The organism is Streptomyces sp. NBC_01264 (genome assembly GCF_026340675.1).
GTDB lineage: Bacteria > Actinomycetota > Actinomycetes > Streptomycetales > Streptomycetaceae > Streptomyces.
In genome coordinates this window covers 2,415,330-2,436,952 of record NZ_JAPEOX010000001.1, presented here as the reverse complement: position 1 = coordinate 2,436,952, position 21,623 = coordinate 2,415,330, and the positions used below count along the sequence as shown (strand labels likewise).

Here is a 21,623-nt window from a genome sequence, read left to right as displayed (position 1 = left end):
AATACCACGCACATCGAGACGGACCGGCGTACACTAGTCGGTCCCATACAGGCCGGTCACCTGTTCCCCCGGGCACGCCCCCGGAGGTGAGGTGACCGGCCTTCTCGTCCCCTACGGACCCCCGGAAAGGTGCGCGCATGACGAGCACAGTCCCCGCCCCCGTCGCCCGTACGGCCGACGGACACGCCCTGCAGGCGGTGCTGCTCGACATGGACGGCACCCTCGTCGACACCGAGGGCTTCTGGTGGGAGATCGAGGTCGGCGTCTTCGGCGAACTCGGCCACCGCCTCGACGAATCCTGGCGGGACGTCGTCGTCGGCGGCCCCATGACCCGCAGCGGCGGCTTCCTCATCGAAGCCACCGGCGCCGACATCGGCCTCGCCGAACTCACCGTCCTGCTCAACGAGCGCTTCGAAGCCCGCATCGCCGACCGCGTACCCCTCATGCCCGGCGCCGAACGCCTCCTGAGCGAACTCGCCCGGCACAACGTCCCCACCGCCCTGGTCTCCGCCTCCCACCGACGCGTCATCGACCAGGTCCTGCTCACCCTCGGCCGCGACCGCTTCACCATGACCGTCGCCGGAGACGAGGTCGCACGCACCAAGCCGCACCCCGACCCCTACCTCCTCGCCGCCCACACCCTCGGCGCCCACCCCTCCCGCTGCGCCGTCATCGAGGACACCGCCACCGGCGTCGCCGCCGCCGAAGCCGCCGGATGCAGAGTCGTCGCCATCCCCTCCGTAGGCCTCATCGCACCCGCCCCGGGCCGCACCGTCGTCGGCTCCCTCGAAGACGTCGACCTGCCCTTCCTGCGCTCCCTCATCACTCCGCTGAACTGACCGCGCACGCTCCGTACCGGACGATCCGCCCCAGGACCAAAGTCCCGCGGGCGGATCTCCCGCGCACTTCCCCGGAGGCCGAAATTCCATCCCTACCGGGGGAGTTGTCCCGGGTGACCTTTGTCACCCGCAAAGCCCCCTTCGCACCACTGCGCGCCCTCCCATCCCACCCCTTGTGTCCCCATTGATCAGCACCTGACCGAATCTGCGCACGCCCCCGCGCACACCCCCGGTCAGCTCCCGCGACGGAGCGACAACACCCCCGCGCCACACGGTTCAAGCCACCCCTCCACAGGCCACTAATGTCGATCCGGGCACTGCGCCGCACCTCAGCCGTCCCGGACACACACCCCTGTTTCCGGAACCGCGTGGACCGATCGTCACACCACCGGCCCGATCGTTCCGCCCAGAACGGGCGACCGTCGCGATGCCCTCCACGCCAGCTTTGAACAAGTGCCGGGTCGAGGGAGTACTTCCAGCATGAACCGCAAGACCATGGCGCTGACGGCAGCCGCCGGACTGCTCACCCCCGCGCTGACCGCCTGCGGCAGCACCAGCGGCGCAGGAGCAGGATCCGGAACGATCGTCGTCGGCACCACCGACCGGTTCGAGGCAGCCGAATACGCCCCCGCCCCGCTCGACCCCGCCTACGCCTACGACGCCGGCGCCTGGAACATCCTCCGCCAGACCGTCCAGACGCTGATGCACACCCCGCGCGGCGGCGGCAGCCCCGTCCCCGAAGCGGCGAACGACTGCCGCTTCACCGACACCGGCAACGAGAGCTACCGCTGCGTCCTGCGCACCGGCCTCACCTTCGCCGACGGCAGCCCCCTCACCGCGCAGGACGTCAAGTTCTCCATCGAACGCGTCCTCGCCATCAAGGACGAGAACGGCCCCTCCTCGCTGCTCTCCACCATCGACACCGTCGAGACCAAGGGCACCGACACCGTCGTCTTCCACCTCAAGACCGCCGACGCCACCTTCCCGCAGAAGCTCTCCACCCCCGCCGCGGGCATCGTCAGCGCCAAGAAGTACGACGCCAAAAAGCTCCGCACCGGCTTCACCGTCGACGGCTCCGGCCCCTACACGATGAAGGCCGAAGTCAAGGACAACCGCCTCGTCCGCGCCGTCTTCAGCAAGAACCCCCACTACAAGGGTGATCTCAAGCTCCAGAACGACAAGGCCGAACTGCGCACCTTCGACGACTCCGAAGCCGTGGGCAAGGCACTGCAGGACGGCACCGTCCACATGGTCTCCCGCACCCTGTCGCCCGCCCAGATCACCGAACTCTCCGCTAAGCCCCCCAAGGGCATCAAGCTCGTCCCGATGCCCGGCCTGGAGATCCGCTACCTCGGCTTCAACACCGAGGCCCCCACCGTCAAGGACAAGGCCGTACGCCAGGCCCTCGCCGCCGCCGTCGACCGGGGCGCCCTCATCTCCAAGGTCTACGGCAAGTCCGCGCAGCCCCTGTACTCACTGGTCCCCACCACCGTGACCGGCCACGTCAACTCCTTCTTCAACAAGTACGGCGAAGCCAACACCGCCAAGGCCGCCGACCTGCTGAAGGCCGCCGGGATCAAAACCCCGGTCAAGCTCACCCTCCACTACACCAACGACCACTACGGCGACGGCACCGCGGCAGAGTTCGAAGCCCTCAAGACGCAGCTGAACTCCACCCAGCTCTTCGACATCACCGTCCAGGGCACCGACTGGGCCGCCTTCCGCCCCGCGCAGAAGAAGGGCGAATACGCCGCCTACGGGCTCGGCTGGTTCCCCGACTACCCCGACGCCGACAACTTCCTCGCCCCGTTCCTGGAGCAGGACAACTTCCTGGGCACGCCGTACGCCAACACCACGGTGCGCACCAAGCTCATCCCCGAATCGCGCCGCGCCGTCGACCGCGGCGTCGCCGGACCCGCGATCGCGGAGATGCAGGACATCGTCGCCGAGGACGTACCCGTCCTGCCCCTGTGGCAGGGCAAGCAGTACGTCGCCGCACGCGACGGGATCACCGGAGTGGAATGGTCGGTCAACGCTATCTCCGACCTCCAGCTGTGGGAACTCGGCCGCGGCGTCAGCGGCTGACACCCCGGCACCAGACCCCCGGCACCAGGCCCCGGTGCCACACCCCCGGCACCAGAACCAGACGAGCCAGTGAGACTGAGAAGGATGTTCGCGTGAAGACACGGAACCAGTGGTTGGCCGCCCCCGTCGGAGCGGCCACCGCCGCCGCGCTGCTGAGCGGTTGCGGCGCGACGGACGGCTCCAACGCCGCCGGCGCCAAGGGCGTCGTCATGGGCATATCCGACAAGGTGAAGGCCACCGACCCCGCCTCGGGCTACGACCCCGGCTCCTGGCTGCTCTTCAACAACGTCTTCCAGTCCCTGCTCAGCTTCCCCAAGGGCGGCACCAACCCCGAACCCGACGCCGCCCAGGCCTGCGGCTTCGAGGGCGTCGGGAGCAAGACCTACGCGTGCACCCTGCGCACCGGGCTGAAGTTCAGCAACGGCAACAGCCTCACCGCCAAGGACGTCAAGTACTCCTTCGAGCGCACCCTCAAGATCAACGACGAGAACGGCCCCGCCGTCATGCTCGCGTCGATCGGCAGCATCGACACCCCCGACGACAAGACCGTCGTCTTCCACCTCAAGGCCCCCGACGCGACCTTCCCCAGCAAGATCGCGTCCGGCGCCGGCTCCATCGTCGACCACACCGAGTACCCCGCGGACAAACTCCGCACGGACGGCAAGGCCTTCGGCTCCGGCGTCTACAAGCTGGACTCGATCAACGACAAGAGCGCCTCCTTCTCCGTCAACGACAGCTACAGCGGCAAGGCCAAGCCGAAGAACAGCGGCGTCACCATGAAGTTCTTCAACGAGGACCAGGCCGCCCTCAAGAAGGTCCTCGAAAGCGGAGACGTCGACTTCGCCTTCCGCGGCCTCGCCGCCAAGGACATCGCCGGCCTCGCCTCCCAGACCGGCGACCAGAAGGTCGAGGTCGTCCAGGGCGCCGGCGCCGAGGTCGAACACCTCGTCTTCAACACGGCCGACCCCGTCGCGGGCAAGCTCCCCGTCCGCAAGGCCATCGCCTACCTCGTCGACCGCGAGGCCCTCGTCCGCGAGGTCTACGACGGCACCGCCACCCCGCTCTACTCCATCGTCCCGGCCGGCATCGCCTCCCACACCACCGCCTTCTTCGACCGCTACGGCGGCAGCCCCCAGCCCGAGAAGGCCAAGGCCGCCCTCCGCGCGGCCGGCATCAAGGACAAGGTGAAGATCACCCTGTACTCGACGCCCAGCCGCTACGGCCCCTCGACGGACCAGGAATTCCAGCTCATCGCCAAGCAGCTCAACAGCAGCGGCCTCTTCGAAGCCGACGTCAAATCCGTCGAGTTCGAGCAGTACGAGAAGGACATCCAGGCGGGCAAGTACGGCGTCTACGTCAAGGGCTGGGTCCCCGACTACCCCGACGCCGACAACTTCACGCAGCCCTTCTTCGGCCCCGACAACGTGCTGCACAACAACTACGACAACAAGGAGATCACCGGGACCATCATCCCGGCGACCTCCGCCAAGTCCGACCGCGGCTCCGCCAGCGCCGACTACGCCCGCCTCCAGGACATCGTCGCCGACGAGATCCCCCTGCTCCCGCTCTGGCAGAGCAAGCAGTACGCCGTCACCCGCCAGAACGTGACCGGCCTGCAGTGGTCCCTGGACGCCTCCACCGTCTTCCGCTTCTGGGAGATCAGCAAGGGCTGAGCCCCTCCGCCCGGGAAACCCCGACGGCAACGGCGACGGGCCCGCCTCCGCACGAAGCGGAAGCGGGCCCGTACCCGTACCGGCGCGCCGGCGCCCCCGGCTGCCTACTGACCGGCGCCCGGACGCACCAGACCGCTCTCGTACGCGTACACCGCCGCCTGCACCCGGTCACGCAGACCCAGCTTCGTCAGCACATGACCCACATGCGTCTTCACCGTCGTCTCGCTCACGAACAGATCCGCCGCGATCTCCGCGTTCGACAGCCCCCGGGCCACCAGCTTCAGCACCTCGACCTCACGCTCCGTCAACGAAGCGATCATGTCCGGAACACTGTCCTCGCCCGACGGCAGATGCCCCGCGTACTTGTCCAGCAACCGCCGCGTGATGCTCGGCGCCAGCATCGCCTCGCCACCCGCCACCACCCGGATCGCCTGCACCAGCTCCGCCGCCGGCGCGTCCTTCAGCAAGAACCCACTGGCCCCCGCCCGCAACGCCTCCACCACGTACTCGTCCAGATCGAAGGTCGTCAGCACCAGCACCTTCGCCGGACCGTCCCGACCCGGACCCGTGATCTGCCGCGTCGCCTCCACCCCGTCCATCCGCGGCATCCGGATGTCCATCAGCACCACATCGGGCTGCAACGCCCGCACCTGGTCCAGCGCCTGCAGACCGTCCCCGGCCTCACCGACCACCGCCAGGTCCTGCTCGGCCTCCAGGATCATCCGGAAACCGGTGCGCAGCAGCGGCTGATCGTCGACCAGCAGTACGCGGATCGCCACGGGGTCCACCTCGTATTCGTAGGGCTCGTCGGGACATCGGGTTCAGCTGGGCATCGGATTCAGCGGAGTCATCCGGACACCGACGGGGAACCCGGCCCATTCTGCCCTGACACCAAGATCAGGATTCGCCCCGCCCGGCGGACGGCAGTGCCAGCGGATAGACCGGGGGAGTACCACCGAACTCCGGACACACCGCCTGATGATCACACCAGCCGCACAGCTTCGACTGCCGCGGCCGCCAGTCACCCGTCTCCGTCGCCTCCCGGATCGCCTCCCACAGCGCCAGCAGCTTGCGCTCCATCCGCTCCAGATCCTCGATCACCGGGTCGTACGTGATCACGTCCCCACTGCCCAGATACACCAGCTGCAGCCGCCGCGGCACCACCCGCTTCAGCCGCCACACCACCAGCGCGTAGAACTTCATCTGGAACAGCGCACCCTCGGCGTACTCCGGCCGCGGCGCCTTCCCCGTCTTGTAGTCGACGATCCGCACCTCACCCGTCGGCGCCACGTCCACCCGGTCGATGATCCCGCGCAGCCGGAGCCCCGACTCCAGCTCCGTCTCCACGAAGAACTCCCGCTCCACCGGCTCCAGCCGCGTCGGGTCCTCCAACGTGAACCACCGGTCCACCAACGCCTCGGCCTCCGTCAGCCAGCGCTCCAGCCCCGCCCCCTCGTCACCCCCCGGGAACAGCTCCGACAGCTCCGGCTTCGACTCCAGCAGCCGGTCCCACTGCCCGGGAATCAACGCCTTCGCCCGCGGCGCCGTACGCTCCGCCGCCGGATGATCGAAAAGCCGCTCCAGCACCGCGTGCACCAGCGTCCCCCGCGTCGCCGCCGCACTCGGCTTCTCCGGCAGCTTGTCGATCACCCGGAACCGGTACAGCAACGGACACCGCATGAAATCGCTCGCCCGCGAGGGCGACAGCGAAGAAGGCGCCACGGCCACCGCCTGCGCGGGCACGGAACCCGCACCGGAACCGGAACCCTCACCGGAACCGGGCACGGCACCGGAACCGGGCACCGGATCGGGCACGGAACTGCTCACTGCGTCGTCCGGACCGCTGCCGGGGCTCGTCGTCATGGACAAAACCCTACGACCCGCCACCGACAGCACGCGCATACCATCGACGCCGACCCCCCTCGCACTGCATGATCGGAGCATCACACCGCGCAACGGCGCACCCCGGCACCACGGGAAACACACACCGGAACCACCGGCGCACCACCGCACCGGACAGCAGCGAACGAAGGACAACCGTGGCAGACACCGACGAAACCGGCGAGCGCGTGGGCCGGCGCTCAGGACCGGGCGGCGGACTCCTCATGGGCCGCCCCTTCGGCGTACCCGTCTACGTCTCGCCCAGCTGGTTCCTCGTCGCCGCCCTCATCACCTGGGTCTTCGGCGGCCAGCTCGACCGCATCCTCCCCGACCTCGGCACCCTGCGCTACCTCGTGGCCCTCTTCTTCGCCGTCGCCTTCTACGCCTCGGTCCTCGTCCACGAACTCGCCCACACCGTCGCCGCCCTCCGCTTCAAACTCCCCGTACGCCGAATCCAGCTCCAGTTCTTCGGCGGCGTCTCCGAGATCGAGAAGGAATCCGAAACCCCCGGCCGCGAATTCGTCCTCGCCTTCGTCGGCCCCCTCCTCTCCCTCCTCCTCGCCGGCGCCTTCTACCTCGGCATGAAAGCCGTCGAACCCGCCAGCGTCCCCGGCGTCCTCCTCGCCGGCCTCATGATCTCCAACCTCCTCGTCGCCGCCTTCAACCTCCTCCCCGGCCTCCCCCTCGACGGCGGCCGCATGCTCCGCGCCGTCATCTGGGGCATGACCGGCAAACCCATGACCGGCACCATCGCCGCCGCCTGGGCCGGCCGCGCGCTCGCCGTCGCCGTCCTCCTCGGCCTGCCCCTCCTGAACTCCACCGGGACCCTCGGCAGCCCCACGGACGACATCGGCGGCATGGACACCGTCATGGACGCCCTCCTCGCCGCGATCCTCGCCGGCATCATCTGGACCGGAGCCGGCAACAGCCTCCGCGTCGCCCGCCTGCGCGAACACCTCCCGGAACTCCACGCACGCAAACTCACCCGCCGCGCCATCCCCGTCGAGAACGCCACCCCCCTCTCCGAAGCCCTCCGCCGCGCCAACGAAGCAGGCGCCCGCGCCCTCGTCGTCGTCGACGGACTCGGAGACCCCACCGGCATCGTCCGCGAAAGCGCCATCGCCTCCGTCCCCGAACACCGCCGCCCCTGGGTCGCCGCCGGCACCCTCGCCCAGGACCTCACCGACGGCATGAAGGTTTCAGCGGACCTCACCGGCGAAGAACTCCTCGACCACCTCCGCACCACCCCCGCCACCGAGTACCTCGTCCTCCAGCCCGACGGCGCCATCTACGGCGTCCTGTCCACCCTCGACGTGGAAAAGGCCTTCGTGAAGGCCATGGCGCGGCCCCAGTCCTGAAGCCAATACACTGGTCACATGTCCGAACCGACCGGTGCCGCCCGCCGACGCGGGCCCTTCGAGGTCGGGGACCAGGTACAGCTCACCGACCCCAAGGGCCGCCACTACACGTTCACGCTCGAAGCTGGGAAGAATTTCCACACCCACAAGGGTTCCTTCCCGCACGACGAGCTGATCGGCTCCCCCGAGGGAAGCGTTGTCCGTACCACGGGCAACGTCGCCTACCTCGCGCTGCGTCCCCTGCTCCCCGACTATGTCCTGTCCATGCCCCGCGGTGCCGCCGTGGTCTACCCCAAGGACGCCGGCCAGATCCTGGCCTTCGCCGACATCTTCCCCGGCGCCCGCGTCGTCGAGGCAGGCGTCGGCTCCGGCTCCCTGAGCAGCTTCCTGCTGCGCGCCATCGGCGACCAGGGCATGCTCCACAGCTACGAGCGCCGCCCCGACTTCGCCGAGATCGCCACGGCCAATGTCGAGCGCTACTTCGGCGGCCCGCACCCCGCGTGGCAGCTGACCGTGGGCGACCTCCAGGACAACCTGTCCGACACGGACGTCGACCGCGTGATCCTCGACATGCTCGCCCCCTGGGAGTGCCTGGAGGCCGTCTCCAAGGCGCTGGTCCCCGGCGGCATCCTCTGCTGCTACGTGGCCACCACCACCCAGCTCTCCCGGACCGTCGAATCGATCCGCGAGTTCGGCTGCTACGCCGAACCGCAGCCCTGGGAATCGATGATCCGCAACTGGCACGTCGAGGGCCTGGCCGTCCGCCCGGACCACCGGATGATCGGCCACACCGGCTTCCTCGTCACCGCCCGCCGCCTCGCCGACGGCGTCGAGCCGCCCATGCGCCGCCGCCGCCCCTCCAAGGGCGCCTACGGCGAGGACTACGACGGCCCCGGCCGGGGGCCCCTCCCAGCGGTAGCTGGGGGACAGTCCGCCGCCAAGACCGCGGAGACGGCCGCCACGGCCGCGGCCGAGACCACCGCCGACACCGACGGCGTCTGAGCAGCCTGAGCCGCTGAGAGCCTGAGGACCGCCCGGCCACCCGGCAGGGCGACCCGCACCACCAACACGAAGACGCCGTGCCCCAGTTCCCCCGGACCATCCGGGAACTGCGGCACGGCGTCTTTTCGTTGCCCTCGGGCCGGTCCCGCACGAGCGGCCCGACCGGTCCGGACCCACCCGTTCCACCCCGATGTGAGGTGTGGCACGATGCTGGCTCCCCGTCACCCTTCGCACAGGAGACACCCCGCGTGCCGCACAGCCCCGCCGAGCCGGCGCCGAGCACCCCCACCACGGAGCACCACCGGACCCGGCCCGTCCACTGGCTGGCCACCGCCTCGGCCCTGGCCGCCGTCATAGCCGGCGCGGGACTCCTGCAGCCCGCCCCGGCCACCGGAGCCTCCACGGACCCGGCACGCCCCACGGGTCCCACGAGCCCGGACCACGGCCAACAGGCCGCCACCGCCTCCGCTCCCGACGCGCACGCGGTCACGTACCCCCTGGACTGCAAGGGCCTCCCGCAAGCCGTCACGGACACCGCCGAAGGCGACCTCGACGGCGACGGCCACCCCGAAACCGTCGCGGCCGTCCGCTGCGACGCCGGCTCCGGCACCCCGCCGCACGCGATCTACGTCCTCGCCCAGGACCCGGCGAAAACCGCGAACCCCCGCGTCGTCGCCACACTCCTCGAAGCCGGCCGCAAGCAGACCGCGACCGACCTCACCGTCCGCGACGGCCTGGTCACCGCGAGCCTCCTCGGGTACTCCTCGCCCGAAGTGCCCCGCTACAGCCCCGACACCAAGCAGCTCGCCAAGTGGCGCTGGACCGGCGGAAAATTCCGCCAGGAGCTTACGGACTCGACCCCCACAGGTGTTTGAACCCTCGCTGGAACCTTTACTGGGCGTCCGGACCGAAGACTTCCACCCTGTCCGAAACCCGCCTTACATGGATGCAATCCCCGGGGCATTCCTTCGCGGAATCCACCACGTCCTGAAGCAGCACCAGCGGAACCGGAGTGGTCGCCCCCGCCTCCACGAGCAACTCGTCGGCAGGGCTCTTCACGTACGCCAGACCATCGATGTCCAGCTCGAACACCTCCGGTGCGTACTGCACGCAGATGCCGTCGCCCGTGCAGAGGTCCTGGTCGATCCAGACCTCCAACGGCTCTCCGGCCACGCCCTCGGCACCCGCGTTCCGCTCGGTGGCCGCCTCCTGCTGCACGGTCATATCCCCTGCCGTTCCCTGCTCTGAGTGATCCATCCCGGTCACAACGCGAGGCAAGTCGCACGAGCTCTGACGGGTGTTGAACAGTTCGACCTTACAACCGGCTGCTTTCCGATGTTGATGGGTGGGTATTTCCTTGACGGGAGGGAGTACGCAAGGGTGAAGATCGGACACACCCCTACCGTCTTTGTGATCTAGGGGTTTCAATCACCACCAGCCCAGGTAGGGTCAGAAAGCGTCCAGCTCCCCTTGGAGGAGGTGAGGACCGTGGCAGCCCACGACGACGACATCAACCGCGGCATCCGGCCCGGGCGAGGGTCTGAGGACCCCGCCGGCCAGGTTGCCTATCTCGAGCAGGAAATCGCCGTCCTGCGACGTAAGCTCGCCGACTCTCCGCGACACACGAGGATTCTCGAAGAGCGGATCGTCGAGCTCCAGACAAACCTGGCAGGCGTCTCCGCACAGAACGAGCGGCTGGCGAACACCCTGCGCGAGGCCCGCGACCAGATCGTGGCCCTCAAGGAAGAAGTCGACCGGCTCGCACAGCCGCCGGCCGGCTTCGGAGTCTTCCTGCAGTCGAACGAAGACGGAACCGTCGACATCTTCACCGGCGGCCGAAAGCTCCGCGTGAACGTGAGCCCCAGCGTCGAACCGGAAGACCTCCGGCGAGGCCAGGAGGTCATGCTCAACGAGGCCCTCAACGTGGTCGAGGCCATGGAGTTCGAACGGGCCGGGGACATCGTCACCCTCAAGGAAATCCTCGAGGACGGCGAGCGCGCCCTGGTGGTCGGGCACACCGACGAGGAAAGGGTGGTGAGGCTCGCCGAGCCGCTCCTGGACGTCACCATCCGCCCCGGCGACTCCCTGCTGCTCGAACCCCGCTCCGGCTACGTCTACGAGATCGTCCCCAAGAGCGAGGTCGAAGACCTCGTCCTCGAAGAGGTCCCGGACATCGACTACGACAAGATCGGCGGCCTGGGCGACCAGATCGAACTGATCCGCGACGCAGTCGAGCTCCCCTACCTCTACCCCGACCTCTTCAAGGAACACGAACTGCGGCCCCCGAAGGGCATCCTGCTCTACGGCCCCCCCGGCTGTGGCAAGACGCTCATCGCCAAGGCCGTGGCCAACTCCCTTGCCAAGAAGGTCGCCGAAGTCACCGGCCAGCCCACCGGGAAGTCCTACTTCCTCAACATCAAGGGCCCCGAACTCCTCAACAAGTACGTCGGCGAGACCGAGCGGCACATCCGCCTCGTCTTCCAGCGTGCGAGGGAGAAGGCGAGCGAGGGCACCCCCGTCATCGTCTTCTTCGACGAGATGGAATCCCTCTTCCGCACCCGCGGATCCGGAGTCAGCTCGGACGTGGAGAACACCATCGTCCCCCAGCTGCTCGCCGAGATCGACGGCGTGGAAGGCCTGGAGAACGTCATCGTCATCGGCGCCTCCAACCGCGAGGACATGATCGACCCGGCCATCCTGCGCCCCGGCCGGCTCGACGTGAAGATCAAGATCGAGCGCCCCGGCGCCGAGGCCGCCAAGGACATCTTCGCGAAGTACCTCAAGGCCACCCTGCCCCTGCACACCGACGACCTCGGCGAGCACCAGGGATCCACCGCCGAAACCGTCCACAGCATGATCCAGACCGTCGTCGAGCAGATGTACGCCGAAACCGAGGAAAACCGCTTCCTCGAGGTCACGTACGCCAACGGCGACAAGGAAGTCCTCTACTTCAAGGACTTCAACTCGGGCGCGATGATCCAGAACATCGTGGACCGTGCGAAGAAGATGGCCATCAAGGCCTTCCTCGAGCACAACCAGAAGGGCCTTCGCGTCGCCCATCTCCTCCAGGCTTGCGTGGACGAGTTCAAGGAGAACGAAGACCTGCCCAACACCACCAACCCCGACGACTGGGCCCGAATCTCCGGAAAGAAGGGCGAGCGGATCGTATTCATCCGAACCCTCGTCACCGGAAAGCAAGGCGCGGACACCGGACGCTCCATCGACACGGTGGCCAACACCGGTCAGTACCTCTGACAAAGCGGGCCGGCTGCGGGCGCCCGGCAGGGGCACCCGCAGCCGACTGCTTTACCAAACGCTCTTTTCAGCCGGTGACAGGGCAAAGTCAATGACTGAAATGATCTCCCCACCAGCGCGGAGTGGTTCTAGGCTCTTCCATACCGCAGGTCGCGCAGTGCGGGGACGGGCACCGCACACGACGCACCGGAGCACCAGCGGTACTTGAGCGCCGCTCCCGAACGGGAGCGCCGCCGGGCAAGGAGGGCCGCATGACCGTACGGCGAGTAATGGGGATCGAGACGGAGTACGGGATCTCCGTCCCGGGGCACCCGAACGCCAATGCCATGCTCACCTCGTCCCAGATCGTCAACGCCTACGCGGCGGCGATGCACCGGGCGCGACGCGCCCGCTGGGACTTCGAGGAAGAGAACCCGCTGCGGGACGCCCGCGGCTTCGACCTCGCCCGCGAGGCCGCCGACAACAGCCAGCTCACCGACGAGGACATCGGCCTCGCCAATGTCATCCTCACCAACGGCGCACGCCTCTACGTGGACCACGCACACCCCGAATACAGCTCCCCGGAGATCACCAACCCGCTCGACGCCGTCCTCTGGGACAAGGCCGGCGAGCGGATCATGGCCGAGGCCGCCGTCAGGGCCGCCCAGCTCCCCGGGGCCCAGCCCATCCACCTCTACAAGAACAACACCGACAACAAGGGCGCCTCCTACGGCACGCACGAGAACTACCTGATGAAGCGGGAGACCCCCTTCTCGGACATCGTGCGCCACCTCACCCCCTTCTTCGTCTCCCGCCTCGTCTTCACCGGCGCCGGCCGCGTCGGCATCGGCCAGGACGGCCGCGAACACGGCTTCCAGATCAGCCAGCGCGCCGACTACTTCGAAGTCGAGGTCGGCCTGGAGACCACCCTCAAGCGCCCCATCATCAACACGCGGGACGAGCCGCACTCGGACGCGGAGAAGTACCGCCGCCTCCACGTGATCATCGGAGACGCCAACCTCTCCGAGATCTCCACCTACCTCAAGCTCGGCACCACCGCCCTCGTCCTGTCCATGATCGAAGACGGTTACATCAACGTCGACCTCGCCGTGGACCAGCCCGTACGCACCCTCCACCAGGTCTCCCACGACCCCGACCTGCAGCACCTGATCACGCTGCGCAGCGGGCGGACGCTGACCGCCGTACAGCTCCAGATGGAGTACTACGAGCTGGCCAGGAAGTACGTGGAGGAGCGTTTCGGCTCCGACGCGGACGAGCAGACCAAGGATGTGCTGGCCCGCTGGGAGGACGTACTGGGCCGGCTGGAGACGGACCCGATGAGCCTGTCGGGGGAGCTCGACTGGATCGCCAAGCGGGAGATCCTCGAGGGCTACCGGCGCCGGGACGGCCTAGGCTGGGACGCGGCCCGGCTTCACCTCGTCGACCTCCAGTACGCGGACGTACGGCCCGAGAAGGGGCTGTACAACCGCCTGGTGGCCCGCGGCAAGATGAAGCGGCTGCTGGACGAGACCGCGGTGGAACGGGCGCAGAGCAAGCCTCCGGAGGACACCCGGGCGTACTTCCGGGGGCGGTGCCTGGAGCAGTACGCGGACGACGTGGCGGCGGCCTCGTGGGACTCGGTGATCTTCGACCTGCCGGGCCACGACTCCCTCCAGCGGGTCCCGACCCTGGAACCCCTGCGGGGGACCCGTGCCCACGTGAAGGAGCTCCTGGACCGCTGTCGTACGGCGGAGGACCTGGTCCGGGTGCTCTCGGGGCGGTAAGCCCTTTCCCGGTCCCCGGGCGGGGGCTGAAAGGCCCCCGGCCCGGGAATCATGAAGACACCCGGACGTTATGAAAGTACCGGGACGGATGTCGGACCCTCCTTGTAGGGTCCGACGTAGAGTCTGATCTTGAGGGATCCCGAATTCGCGGGGTCTTTCACGTGAGCGTGCGAACCGAGCGGGGTGAGCTAGACATGGCGACCAAGGACACCGGCGGCGGACAGCAGAAGGCGCAGCGCTCGACCGAGGAGGTCGAGGAGGCCGCGGTCGAAGAATCGACCGACCTCAAGGAGCGACAGGAAAAGCTCTCCGACGACGTCGACTCGGTACTCGATGAAATCGATGATGTGCTCGAGGAAAATGCCGAGGACTTCGTGCGTTCCTTCGTTCAGAAGGGTGGCGAGTGATTTCACCTTCGAATCGAAGGTGAAGCTCGCGGGGAGGGTGCGTGTTGGAGGGTGGGAAGCGGTGTGCGCGGTGCGACCTGGTCAAGCCGCTCGATGCTTTCGCTTCTAATCGGGCCATGCGTGACGGCCTGCAATGCTATTGCAGGCCGTGCGCAGCCGAGTATCACCAGCAGCGGCAGATAGCCAAGGGGAAGAACGTCCGTCCCCGCGTGGTGGTTCCGGCAGGGCACAAGTACTGCCGGCGGTGCAAGGAAACCAAGCCGCACTCGGAATGGGACCGGAACAAGACAGCTTCGGACGGGTTGTCGACGCGCTGCAAGGCCTGTCGGGCGATCCAGAGTCGGGCAGACCATCTGAAGCGCTCCTACGGCATGACCGAGGCCGAGCGCGACGCGATGATCGCGGCGCAGGGCGGCATCTGCTTGATCTGCAAAAAGCGTCCGGCGGTACATGTGGATCACTGCCACACCACGGGTAAGGTCCGAGGCGTACTTTGCTTCAACTGCAACACGGCCATCGGCAAGTTGGGAGACGATCCCGACGCAGCTCGTAGGGTCGTCTCATATCTGGAAGGAAACCTGTGGAACCCAACACTCGTAGCACAGGGCGTCTACCGGCAGCCTTCCTGACGCCGGGGTCGTCGTCCTTCATGGACTTCCTCGGGGCTCACCAGCCCGAGATGCTCCCGGGCAACCGGAAGCTGCCCGACGGGGTCATCGAGGCGCCGCACGGGACGACCATCGTGGCCGCCACCTTCCCCGGCGGGGTGGTCCTCGCCGGTGACCGGCGGGCGACCATGGGGAACATGATCGCGCAGCGGGACATCGAGAAGGTGTTCCCGGCGGACGAGTACTCCGCCGTCGGCATCGCCGGCACCGCCGGTCTGGCGGTGGAGATGGTGAAGCTGTTCCAGCTGGAGCTGGAGCACTTCGAGAAGGTGGAGGGCGCGACCCTCTCCCTCGAAGGTAAGGCGAACCGGCTGTCGACCATGATCCGGAGCAATCTGGGGATGGCGATGCAGGGGCTCGCCGTCGTCCCGCTCTTCGCGGGGTACGACGAGGCCAAGGAGAAGGGACGGATCTTCTCCTACGACGTGACCGGCGGCCGCTCCGAGGAGCACGGTTACGCCGCGACCGGGTCCGGTTCGATCTTCGCCCGCGGGTCGATGAAGAAGCTGTACCACTCCAAGCTGACGGAGGAGGAGGCCACGACGCTCGTCGTCCAGGCGTTGTACGACGCCGCCGACGACGACTCGGCGACCGGTGGCCCGGACCTCTACCGCCACATCTACCCCATCGTCACCGTCATGACCGACGAGGGATTCCGCAGGCTGACCGACGAGGAGTCCTCGGAGCTGGCCCGCAAGATCACGAACCGCCGGCTGGAGCAGCCCGACGGTCCGCGCGCCGCACTGCTCTGATCTCTGACCTCCTCGTCGTCCAGAAGAAAGGGACGGAAAGCCGGTGTCGACTCCGTTCTATGTGTCACCCCAGCAGGCCATGGCCGACCGGGCGGAATACGCCCGCAAGGGCATCGCCCGTGGTCGGAGCCTTGTTGTGATCCAGTACGCCGACGGCATCGTGTTCGTCGGTGAGAACCCGTCCCGTGCGCTGCACAAGTTCAGCGAGATCTACGACCGGATCGGCTTCGCGGCCGCCGGCAAGTACAACGAGTACGAGAACCTGCGCATCGGCGGCGTCCGGTACGCCGATCTGCGTGGATACACGTACGACCGCGACGATGTGACGGCCCGTGGGCTGGCGAACGTCTACGCGCAGACGCTCGGCACGATCTTCTCCAGTGCGGGGGAGAAGCCGTACGAGGTGGAGCTGGTCGTGGCCGAGGTCGGCGCGACGGCGGCCGGTGACCAGATCTACCGGCTGCCGCACGACGGGTCGATCGTCGACGAGCACGGGTCCGTCGCCGTGGGTGGCAACGCCGAGCAGATCAGTACCTACCTCGATCAGCGGCACCAGGACGGGATGACCCTGTCCGAGGCGCTGAAGCTGGCGGTGCAGGCGCTGTCGAGCCAGGCGAACGGCACGGACAAGTCGATTCCGGCGGAGCGGCTGGAGGTGGCGGTGCTGGACCGTACGCGGGCTCAGCAGCGCAAGTTCAAGCGGATCCGTGGCCGGCAGCTGTCGAGGCTGCTGGAGGCGGACGTTCCGGCGGCGGCCCAGGCGGATGCCGTGTCGAACGACGAGGCTCCCGAAGAGGAAGCCGAGTAGAGCGGTAGGAGAGTGCGTGAGCGCCCCTGGCCTTCGGGTCGGGGGCGCTTTCGCGTTCCCGGGTGGCTCAGGGGGTCGGGGCCGGGCCCGTGGAGTCGCGGACGACGAGGTGGACCGGGATGTCGACGGGGGTCCAGGGGGTGCCTTCGAGGACGGCGAGGAGTGCGGTCATGCCCTGTTCGCCGACGCGTTCGGCGGGGAGGTGGATGGTGGTGAGTTCCGGTTCGACGGCGGTGGCGAGGGCGAGGTCGTCGAAGCCGGTGACGGAGAGGTCCTCGGGGATGCGCAGGCCGAGGCGGCGGGCGGCCTTGCAGGCGCCGGCGGCCAGGATGTCGTCGTCGCAGACGACGGCGGTGGGGCGGCGGTCCGCGGGGGCGTCCAGGGCGGCTTCCGTGGCCGTACGGGCGGCTTCCACGCTGAGGTGGGCCCGTACGGTGCGCAGCTCGGCGGGGGGCGGCAGGAGGGCGGCCAGGGCGTTGGCGCGGACGTCGAAGGTCCAGGAGTCGATGGCGGAGGCGAGGTGGAGGAAGCGGTGGTGGCCGTGGGTGAGGAGGTGTTCGGCGGTCTGGCGCATGCCGTCGGCGATGGCGAGGTTGACGTGGGCGTGGGCGGTGTCGGCGGTGGGGTCGCTGTCGAGCATGACGAGGGGGAGTCCATCGCCGCCGAGGGCGTGGAGGGCGTCGGCGGCCATGGAGGAGGCGATGACTCCGTCGAGGGCGGCGCGGGCGGAGGCGAACGGGTCGCGGGCGGGGCCGGTGCCGTCGGGGGAGGGGTAGAGGACGACGCCGAAGCCGTGTTCGGCGGCGATGCGGGCGGCGCCGGTGTAGACGCGGGCGAAGAACTCGTTGGTGAGGGCGGGGACGACGAGGAGGGCGGTGCGGGTGGAGCCGAGGCGGAGGTTGCGGGCGGCGAGGTTGGGGCGGTAGCCGAGTTCGGTGGCGGTGTGGCGGACGTGGTCGGCGGTGCGTTCGGAGACGCGGCCGCGCCATTTGTCGCCGAGGACGAGGGAGACGGTGGCCTGGGAGACCCCGGCGGCGGTGGCCACGTCGCGGCTGGTGGGTCTCGTCACACGGTGCTCCTGTAGTGCGAGGTCGCGGGGGGTGTGGTGGGTCGGGTGGGTGGACCGTCCGACTGTGGTCATGGTACGTATGACCGGTTACGTTATACGTATTACTTGGCTTACTCCCGGGGTGGTCCCGGGCAGAAGGGGGCGGACATGGCCGCGGGTTACGCGGAGCTGCTCAGGACCCGGCATGCCGCGAGGCTGCTGGTGGGCACGCTCATAGGCCGGCTGCCGAACGGGACCGGGCCGATCGCGATCGTGCTGTTCACGCGGGCCGAGGGCGGCAGCTACAGCCTGGCGGGCGCGCTCGCGGCCGTGTACGGGGTGTCGAACGCGGTGGGGCAGCCGTTGCTGGGTCGGGCGGTGGACCTGTTCGGGCAGCCGCGGGTGCAGTTGCCGGCGGCGGTGGTGTCGGCGCTGGGCATGGTGTGGCTGGCGCTGGCCGGTACCGGGTCGGTGGTGGTGGCGTACGCGGCGGTGGTGGTCGCGGGGCTGTTCACGCCGCCGCTGGAGGGCGGGCTGCGGGCGCTGTGGCCGAGCGTGCTGGGCGGCAAGGAGGAGCGGGTGCACGCGGCGTACGCGATGGACGCGGTGGCCCAGGAGGTCATGTTCACGGTGGGGCCGCTGCTGGTGACGCTGTGCGTGGCGCTGTGGGATCCGGCGGTGGCGTTGCTGGTGCTCAACGGGATCGGGGTGCTGGGGGCGCTGTCGGTCGTGGTGTCGGAGCCTTCGCGGCGGTGGCGTTCGGAGCCGCGGGAGGCGCACTGGCTGGGGGCGCTTCGTTCGCCGGGTCTGCTGGCGTTGCTGGGGGCGTTCTTCTTCGTGGGGACGGCGCTGGGGTCGATCACGGTGGCGGGTGTGGCGTACGCGGACGAGCACGGTGGTCAGGCGGTGTACGGCTGGCTGATGGCGGCGCTGGGTCTGGGCGCGCTGTTCGGTGGTGTGCTGTACGGGGCGCGGCAGTGGGCGGGGGCGCCAGAGCGGCGGCTGCGGTTGCTGGTGGCGTTGCTGGCGGTGTGCTATCTGCCGTTGATGCTGGTGCCGGGTGTGGTGGCGATGACGGGGTTCGCGGCGCTGGCGGGGGTGTTCCTGGCTCCGGCTCTGGCGTGTGCGTTCATCGTGGTGGACCGGCACGCTCCGGCGGGCACGGTGACGGAGGCGTTCTCGTGGCTGGTGACGTTCTTCGGGGTGGGCGCGGCGATCGGTACGGCGGCGGCGGGTCCTTCGGTGGAGGCGGGGGGTACGGCGGCGGGGTTCGCGGTGGCGAGTGTGGCGGGGGCGGCGGCGCTGCTGGTGCTGACGGTGACTCAGCGGGTGCTGGCGCGTCCGGGTGCGAGCCGTGCGGTGGCGGGTTCGGTGGCGGGGGTGCCGGCGGCCGGGTCGGCGGGGCCGTTGGAGGGTTCCGCGGAGGCCTCGGTGACGGGGTCTTAGACGGGGTCTTAGGCGGGCCGGCGGGCGTGCTGCGGGCGTCCGGTGGGCGTCTGGCGGGCGTGCGGTGGGCGCGCGGCGGGCGTGTTCCGGGCGCCCGCCGGGGTGGCCTCTCGGGAAAATGATCGAAACGGCGCCTGCGAACTCGGTTTCAGAACAGAGCAGAAGGCGTAATGTTCAGTCATGGACCGCCGCATTTTCGGGCTGGAGAACGAGTACGGCGTCACGTGCACGTTCAGGGGACAGCGCCGACTGTCTCCTGACGAAGTGGCGCGCTACCTCTTCCGCCGTGTTGTGTCATGGGGCCGCAGCAGCAATGTCTTCCTGCGGAACGGCGCCCGCCTCTACCTCGACGTGGGTTCGCATCCGGAGTATGCAACTCCCGAATGCGACAACCTGATCGAACTGGTCACCCACGACAAGGCCGGCGAGCGCATTCTCGAGGGCCTGCTCGTCGACGCCGAACGCCGCCTGCACGAGGAGGGAATCGCGGGCGACGTCTATCTGTTCAAGAACAACACCGACTCGGCGGGAAACTCGTACGGCTGCCATGAGAACTACCTGGTGGCCCGGCACGGGGAATTCTCCCGGCTGGCGGACATTCTGATCCCGTTCCTCGTCACGCGGCAGTTGATCTGCGGTGCGGGCAAGGTGCTGCAGACACCTCGGGGTGCGGTCTACTGCGTGAGTCAGCGGGCCGAGCACATCTGGGAGGGTGTCAGTTCGGCCACGACGCGTTCGCGGCCGATCATCAACACGCGGGACGAGCCGCACGCGGACGCGGAGCGTTACCGGCGTCTGCACGTGATCGTCGGCGACTCGAACATGTCCGAGACGACCATGCTGCTGAAGGTCGGGGCGACCGATCTGGTGCTGCGCATGATCGAGGCGGGCACGGTGATGCGGGACCTGACGCTGGAGAACCCGATCCGGGCGATCCGGGAGGTCAGTCACGACATCACGGGTCAGCGCAAGGTGCGCCTCGCGAGCGGTCGGGAGGCCTCGGCGCTGGAGATCCAGCGGGAGTACTACGACAAGGCGGTGGACTTCGCCGAGCGGCGGGGGATCCGTACGGGTGTCGTGGACCAGGTGCTGGAGCTGTGGGGCCGGACGCTGGACGCGATCGACGCGGAGGACCTGGACCGGATCGGGACCGAGATCGACTGGGTGATGAAGTACCAGCTGATCGAGCGGTACCGGGCGAAGCACAACATGACGATGTCGAATCCGCGGGTGGCTCAGATAGACCTCGCGTATCACGACATCCATCGCAGGCGCGGGCTGTACTACCTGCTGGAGCGCAAGGGGCAGGCGGCGCGGATCTGCAACGACCTCAAGATCTTCGAGGGCAAGTCGGTGCCTCCGCAGACGACGAGGGCGAGGCTGCGGGGTGACTTCATCCGTCGTGCGCAGGAGCAGCGGCGGGACTTCACGGTCGACTGGGTGCATCTGAAGCTGAACGACCAGGCGCAGCGCACGGTGCTGTGCAAGGACCCGTTCCGGTCGGTGGACGAGCGGGTGGAGAAGCTGATCGCGGGGATGTAGCGCACCCGGCGGTGCCGCGCGCATCGCTCTGATCTCGGCCAGGGCCCCGTACGGATCTCGTACGGGGCCCTGTCGACGCCTTAGAGTGGCGACGACCTATGTGCCGTCTGAGATCTGAGGAACACGTGCGCCGACTTGCCGGCCTGCTTGTCGTACCCCTTCTGCTGCTGTCGACAGCGGCCTGTGGTGACAGCGGCTCCGACTCCGCCCAGATGAAGAACGGGGTGCCCGCGATCACGAAGGGTGCCAAGTTCGGGGAGACCCCCACCCTGTCGACGGGGAAGGGGACCCCGCCGAAGGAACTGAAGGTGGTGACCATCAGCGAGGGTGACGGCCCGGCGCTGAAGAAGGGCGACATCGCCCAGGTCAACTACCTCGGCCAGGTCTGGGACGGCAAGGAGCCGTTCGACCAGAGCTTCGGCAAGGACAAGCCGTTCGACGTGACCGTCGGCGAGGGCCAGGTCATCAAGGGCTGGGACCAGGGCCTGCTGGGCAAGAAGGTCGGCAGCCGGCTGGAGCTGGTGATCCCGCCGGACCTCGGTTACGGCGACCAGGGCTCGGGCGAGAAGATCAAGCCGAACGCCACGCTGGTCTTCGTCGTGGACATCGTCAAGGGCACCTCCATCCCGGCTTCGGCCACGGGCAAGGAGGTCCCGCAGGCGGACGCCGCCCTGCCGAAGGTCGGTACGAACACGGACGGCAAGGAAGTCTCCGTGACCGTTCCGAAGGACTCCGCGCCCCCGGCGAAGCTCGTGTCGAACTACGTCCTCGAGGGCGACGGCGCGGCCGTGAAGGACACCGACAGCGTGGTGGTCAAGTTCCACGGCAAGACGTGGAAGGACGACAAGACCTTCGAGAGCACGTACGCCACCGGGACGTCCGTGACGTGGCCGCTGGCGGAGCTCCAGGTCAAGGGCCTGAAGGACGGGATCGTCGGCAAGAAGACCGGCAGCCGGATCCTGCTGGTCATCCCGCCGGACCAGGGTTTCGCCGACAAGGAGCAGGGCACCATCCCGGCCAATTCGACGCTGGTCTTCAGCCTCGACATCCTGGCCGTGGTGTAAGACTGTCCGGGTTGTACCCCTGTTCGTAAGTT

Annotated in this window: 19 protein-coding genes; 15 read left to right on the top strand and 4 right to left on the bottom strand. The window is 68.5% G+C overall.

Annotated elements, in window-relative coordinates:
- Positions 1–137 precede the first annotated feature (137 nt).
- The 3 genes from OG435_RS11165 (at position 138) to OG435_RS11155 (ending at position 4,597) form a co-directional block, all read left to right on the top strand.
- Positions 138–839: an HAD family hydrolase gene (locus OG435_RS11165; protein WP_266876658.1), complete on the top strand. Its 702-nt coding sequence runs from the start codon at positions 138–140 to the stop codon at positions 837–839.
- Positions 840–1,319: 480 nt separating this feature from the next.
- On the top strand, positions 1,320–2,924 hold the full coding sequence (locus OG435_RS11160) for an ABC transporter substrate-binding protein (protein WP_266876657.1): 1,605 nt from the start codon (positions 1,320–1,322) through the stop codon (positions 2,922–2,924).
- 92 nt (positions 2,925–3,016) lie between these two features.
- A complete protein-coding gene (locus OG435_RS11155) occupies positions 3,017–4,597 on the top strand; it encodes an ABC transporter substrate-binding protein (protein ID WP_266876656.1) in 1,581 nt (526 codons plus the stop codon).
- A 104-nt stretch (positions 4,598–4,701) separates the two neighbouring features.
- On the opposite strand, the gene OG435_RS11150 is transcribed toward OG435_RS11155, so the two are convergent.
- Both OG435_RS11150 and OG435_RS11145 read right to left on the bottom strand, forming a co-directional pair.
- Positions 4,702–5,376: a response regulator gene (locus OG435_RS11150; RefSeq protein WP_254384765.1), complete on the bottom strand. Its 675-nt coding sequence runs from the start codon at positions 5,374–5,376 to the stop codon at positions 4,702–4,704.
- A gap of 118 nt (positions 5,377–5,494) precedes the next feature.
- Positions 5,495–6,553 (bottom strand): RecB family exonuclease, encoded by a 1,059-nt coding sequence (locus OG435_RS11145; protein WP_266876655.1) that lies wholly within the window; start codon positions 6,551–6,553, stop codon positions 5,495–5,497.
- A 149-nt stretch (positions 6,554–6,702) separates the two neighbouring features.
- On the opposite strand from OG435_RS11145, the gene OG435_RS11140 reads away from it, so the two are divergent.
- The 3 genes from OG435_RS11140 to OG435_RS11130 all read left to right on the top strand — a co-directional run bounded on the left by OG435_RS11140 (position 6,703) and on the right by OG435_RS11130 (position 9,713).
- A complete protein-coding gene (locus OG435_RS11140; protein WP_430625750.1) occupies positions 6,703–7,836 on the top strand; it encodes a site-2 protease family protein in 1,134 nt (377 codons plus the stop codon).
- Between the two features lie 18 nt (positions 7,837–7,854).
- A complete protein-coding gene (locus OG435_RS11135) occupies positions 7,855–8,838 on the top strand; it encodes a tRNA (adenine-N1)-methyltransferase (RefSeq protein ID WP_266876653.1) in 984 nt (327 codons plus the stop codon).
- A gap of 248 nt (positions 8,839–9,086) precedes the next feature.
- Positions 9,087–9,713, top strand: a complete 627-nt coding sequence (locus OG435_RS11130; RefSeq protein ID WP_266876652.1) for a hypothetical protein — start codon at positions 9,087–9,089, stop codon at positions 9,711–9,713.
- 16 nt (positions 9,714–9,729) lie between these two features.
- Here OG435_RS11130 and OG435_RS11125 read toward each other — a convergent pair whose 3' ends face one another.
- Positions 9,730–10,062: a ferredoxin gene (locus tag OG435_RS11125; protein WP_266876651.1), complete on the bottom strand. Its 333-nt coding sequence runs from the start codon at positions 10,060–10,062 to the stop codon at positions 9,730–9,732.
- A 264-nt stretch (positions 10,063–10,326) separates the two neighbouring features.
- Here OG435_RS11125 and arc point away from each other — a divergent pair, with 264 nt between their 5' ends.
- The 6 genes from arc to prcA all read left to right on the top strand — a co-directional run bounded on the left by arc (position 10,327) and on the right by prcA (position 16,491).
- Positions 10,327–12,093, top strand: coding sequence for a proteasome ATPase (arc, locus tag OG435_RS11120; RefSeq protein ID WP_250740357.1), 1,767 nt, complete (start codon positions 10,327–10,329; stop codon positions 12,091–12,093).
- 251 nt (positions 12,094–12,344) lie between these two features.
- The gene (gene dop, locus OG435_RS11115) at positions 12,345–13,856 is read left to right on the top strand and encodes a depupylase/deamidase Dop (protein ID WP_266876650.1); all 1,512 of its coding nucleotides are present in this window, start codon (positions 12,345–12,347) and stop codon (positions 13,854–13,856) included.
- 194 nt (positions 13,857–14,050) lie between these two features.
- A complete protein-coding gene (locus OG435_RS11110; RefSeq protein WP_030294332.1) occupies positions 14,051–14,263 on the top strand; it encodes a ubiquitin-like protein Pup in 213 nt (70 codons plus the stop codon).
- A gap of 116 nt (positions 14,264–14,379) precedes the next feature.
- Complete coding sequence (locus tag OG435_RS11105) at positions 14,380–14,892, top strand: endonuclease VII domain-containing protein (protein WP_266876649.1); 513 nt, start codon at positions 14,380–14,382, stop codon at positions 14,890–14,892.
- Complete coding sequence (gene prcB / locus OG435_RS11100; protein WP_266876648.1) at positions 14,844–15,683, top strand: proteasome subunit beta; 840 nt, start codon at positions 14,844–14,846, stop codon at positions 15,681–15,683. The genes OG435_RS11105 and prcB overlap by 49 nt, the downstream gene beginning before the upstream one ends.
- Positions 15,684–15,726: 43 nt before the next feature.
- The gene (prcA, locus tag OG435_RS11095) at positions 15,727–16,491 is read left to right on the top strand and encodes a proteasome subunit alpha (RefSeq protein ID WP_254384775.1); all 765 of its coding nucleotides are present in this window, start codon (positions 15,727–15,729) and stop codon (positions 16,489–16,491) included.
- Positions 16,492–16,558: 67 nt separating this feature from the next.
- Here the strand turns inward: prcA and OG435_RS11090 are convergent, their stop codons facing one another.
- Complete coding sequence (locus OG435_RS11090; protein WP_266876647.1) at positions 16,559–17,560, bottom strand: LacI family DNA-binding transcriptional regulator; 1,002 nt, start codon at positions 17,558–17,560, stop codon at positions 16,559–16,561.
- A gap of 147 nt (positions 17,561–17,707) precedes the next feature.
- Between OG435_RS11090 and OG435_RS11085 the strand changes: the two genes are divergently transcribed.
- The 3 genes from OG435_RS11085 to OG435_RS11075 all read left to right on the top strand — a co-directional run bounded on the left by OG435_RS11085 (position 17,708) and on the right by OG435_RS11075 (position 21,591).
- Entirely contained in the window at positions 17,708–18,985 is a 1,278-nt protein-coding gene (locus tag OG435_RS11085) for an MFS transporter (protein ID WP_266876646.1), read from the top strand.
- 180 nt (positions 18,986–19,165) lie between these two features.
- Positions 19,166–20,527: a Pup--protein ligase gene (pafA, locus tag OG435_RS11080; protein ID WP_266876645.1), complete on the top strand. Its 1,362-nt coding sequence runs from the start codon at positions 19,166–19,168 to the stop codon at positions 20,525–20,527.
- A gap of 125 nt (positions 20,528–20,652) precedes the next feature.
- On the top strand, positions 20,653–21,591 hold the full coding sequence (locus OG435_RS11075; RefSeq protein WP_266876644.1) for an FKBP-type peptidyl-prolyl cis-trans isomerase: 939 nt from the start codon (positions 20,653–20,655) through the stop codon (positions 21,589–21,591).
- The last annotated feature ends 32 nt before the right edge of the window (positions 21,592–21,623 follow it).

Coding starts and splice junctions, on each gene's coding strand:
- OG435_RS11165 (WP_266876658.1), top strand. CDS start 138: ATGACGAGCACAGTCCCCGCCCCCGTCGCCCGTACGGCCGACGGACAC.
- OG435_RS11160 (WP_266876657.1), top strand. CDS start 1,320: ATGAACCGCAAGACCATGGCGCTGACGGCAGCCGCCGGACTGCTCACC.
- OG435_RS11140 (WP_430625750.1), top strand. CDS start 6,703: ATGGGCCGCCCCTTCGGCGTACCCGTCTACGTCTCGCCCAGCTGGTTC.
- OG435_RS11135 (WP_266876653.1), top strand. CDS start 7,855: ATGTCCGAACCGACCGGTGCCGCCCGCCGACGCGGGCCCTTCGAGGTC.
- OG435_RS11125 (WP_266876651.1), bottom strand. CDS start 10,062: ATGACCGTGCAGCAGGAGGCGGCCACCGAGCGGAACGCGGGTGCCGAG.
- dop (WP_266876650.1), top strand. CDS start 12,345: ATGACCGTACGGCGAGTAATGGGGATCGAGACGGAGTACGGGATCTCC.
- OG435_RS11110 (WP_030294332.1), top strand. CDS start 14,051: ATGGCGACCAAGGACACCGGCGGCGGACAGCAGAAGGCGCAGCGCTCG.
- OG435_RS11105 (WP_266876649.1), top strand. CDS start 14,380: ATGCGTGACGGCCTGCAATGCTATTGCAGGCCGTGCGCAGCCGAGTAT.
- OG435_RS11085 (WP_266876646.1), top strand. CDS start 17,708: ATGGCCGCGGGTTACGCGGAGCTGCTCAGGACCCGGCATGCCGCGAGG.
- pafA (WP_266876645.1), top strand. CDS start 19,166: ATGGACCGCCGCATTTTCGGGCTGGAGAACGAGTACGGCGTCACGTGC.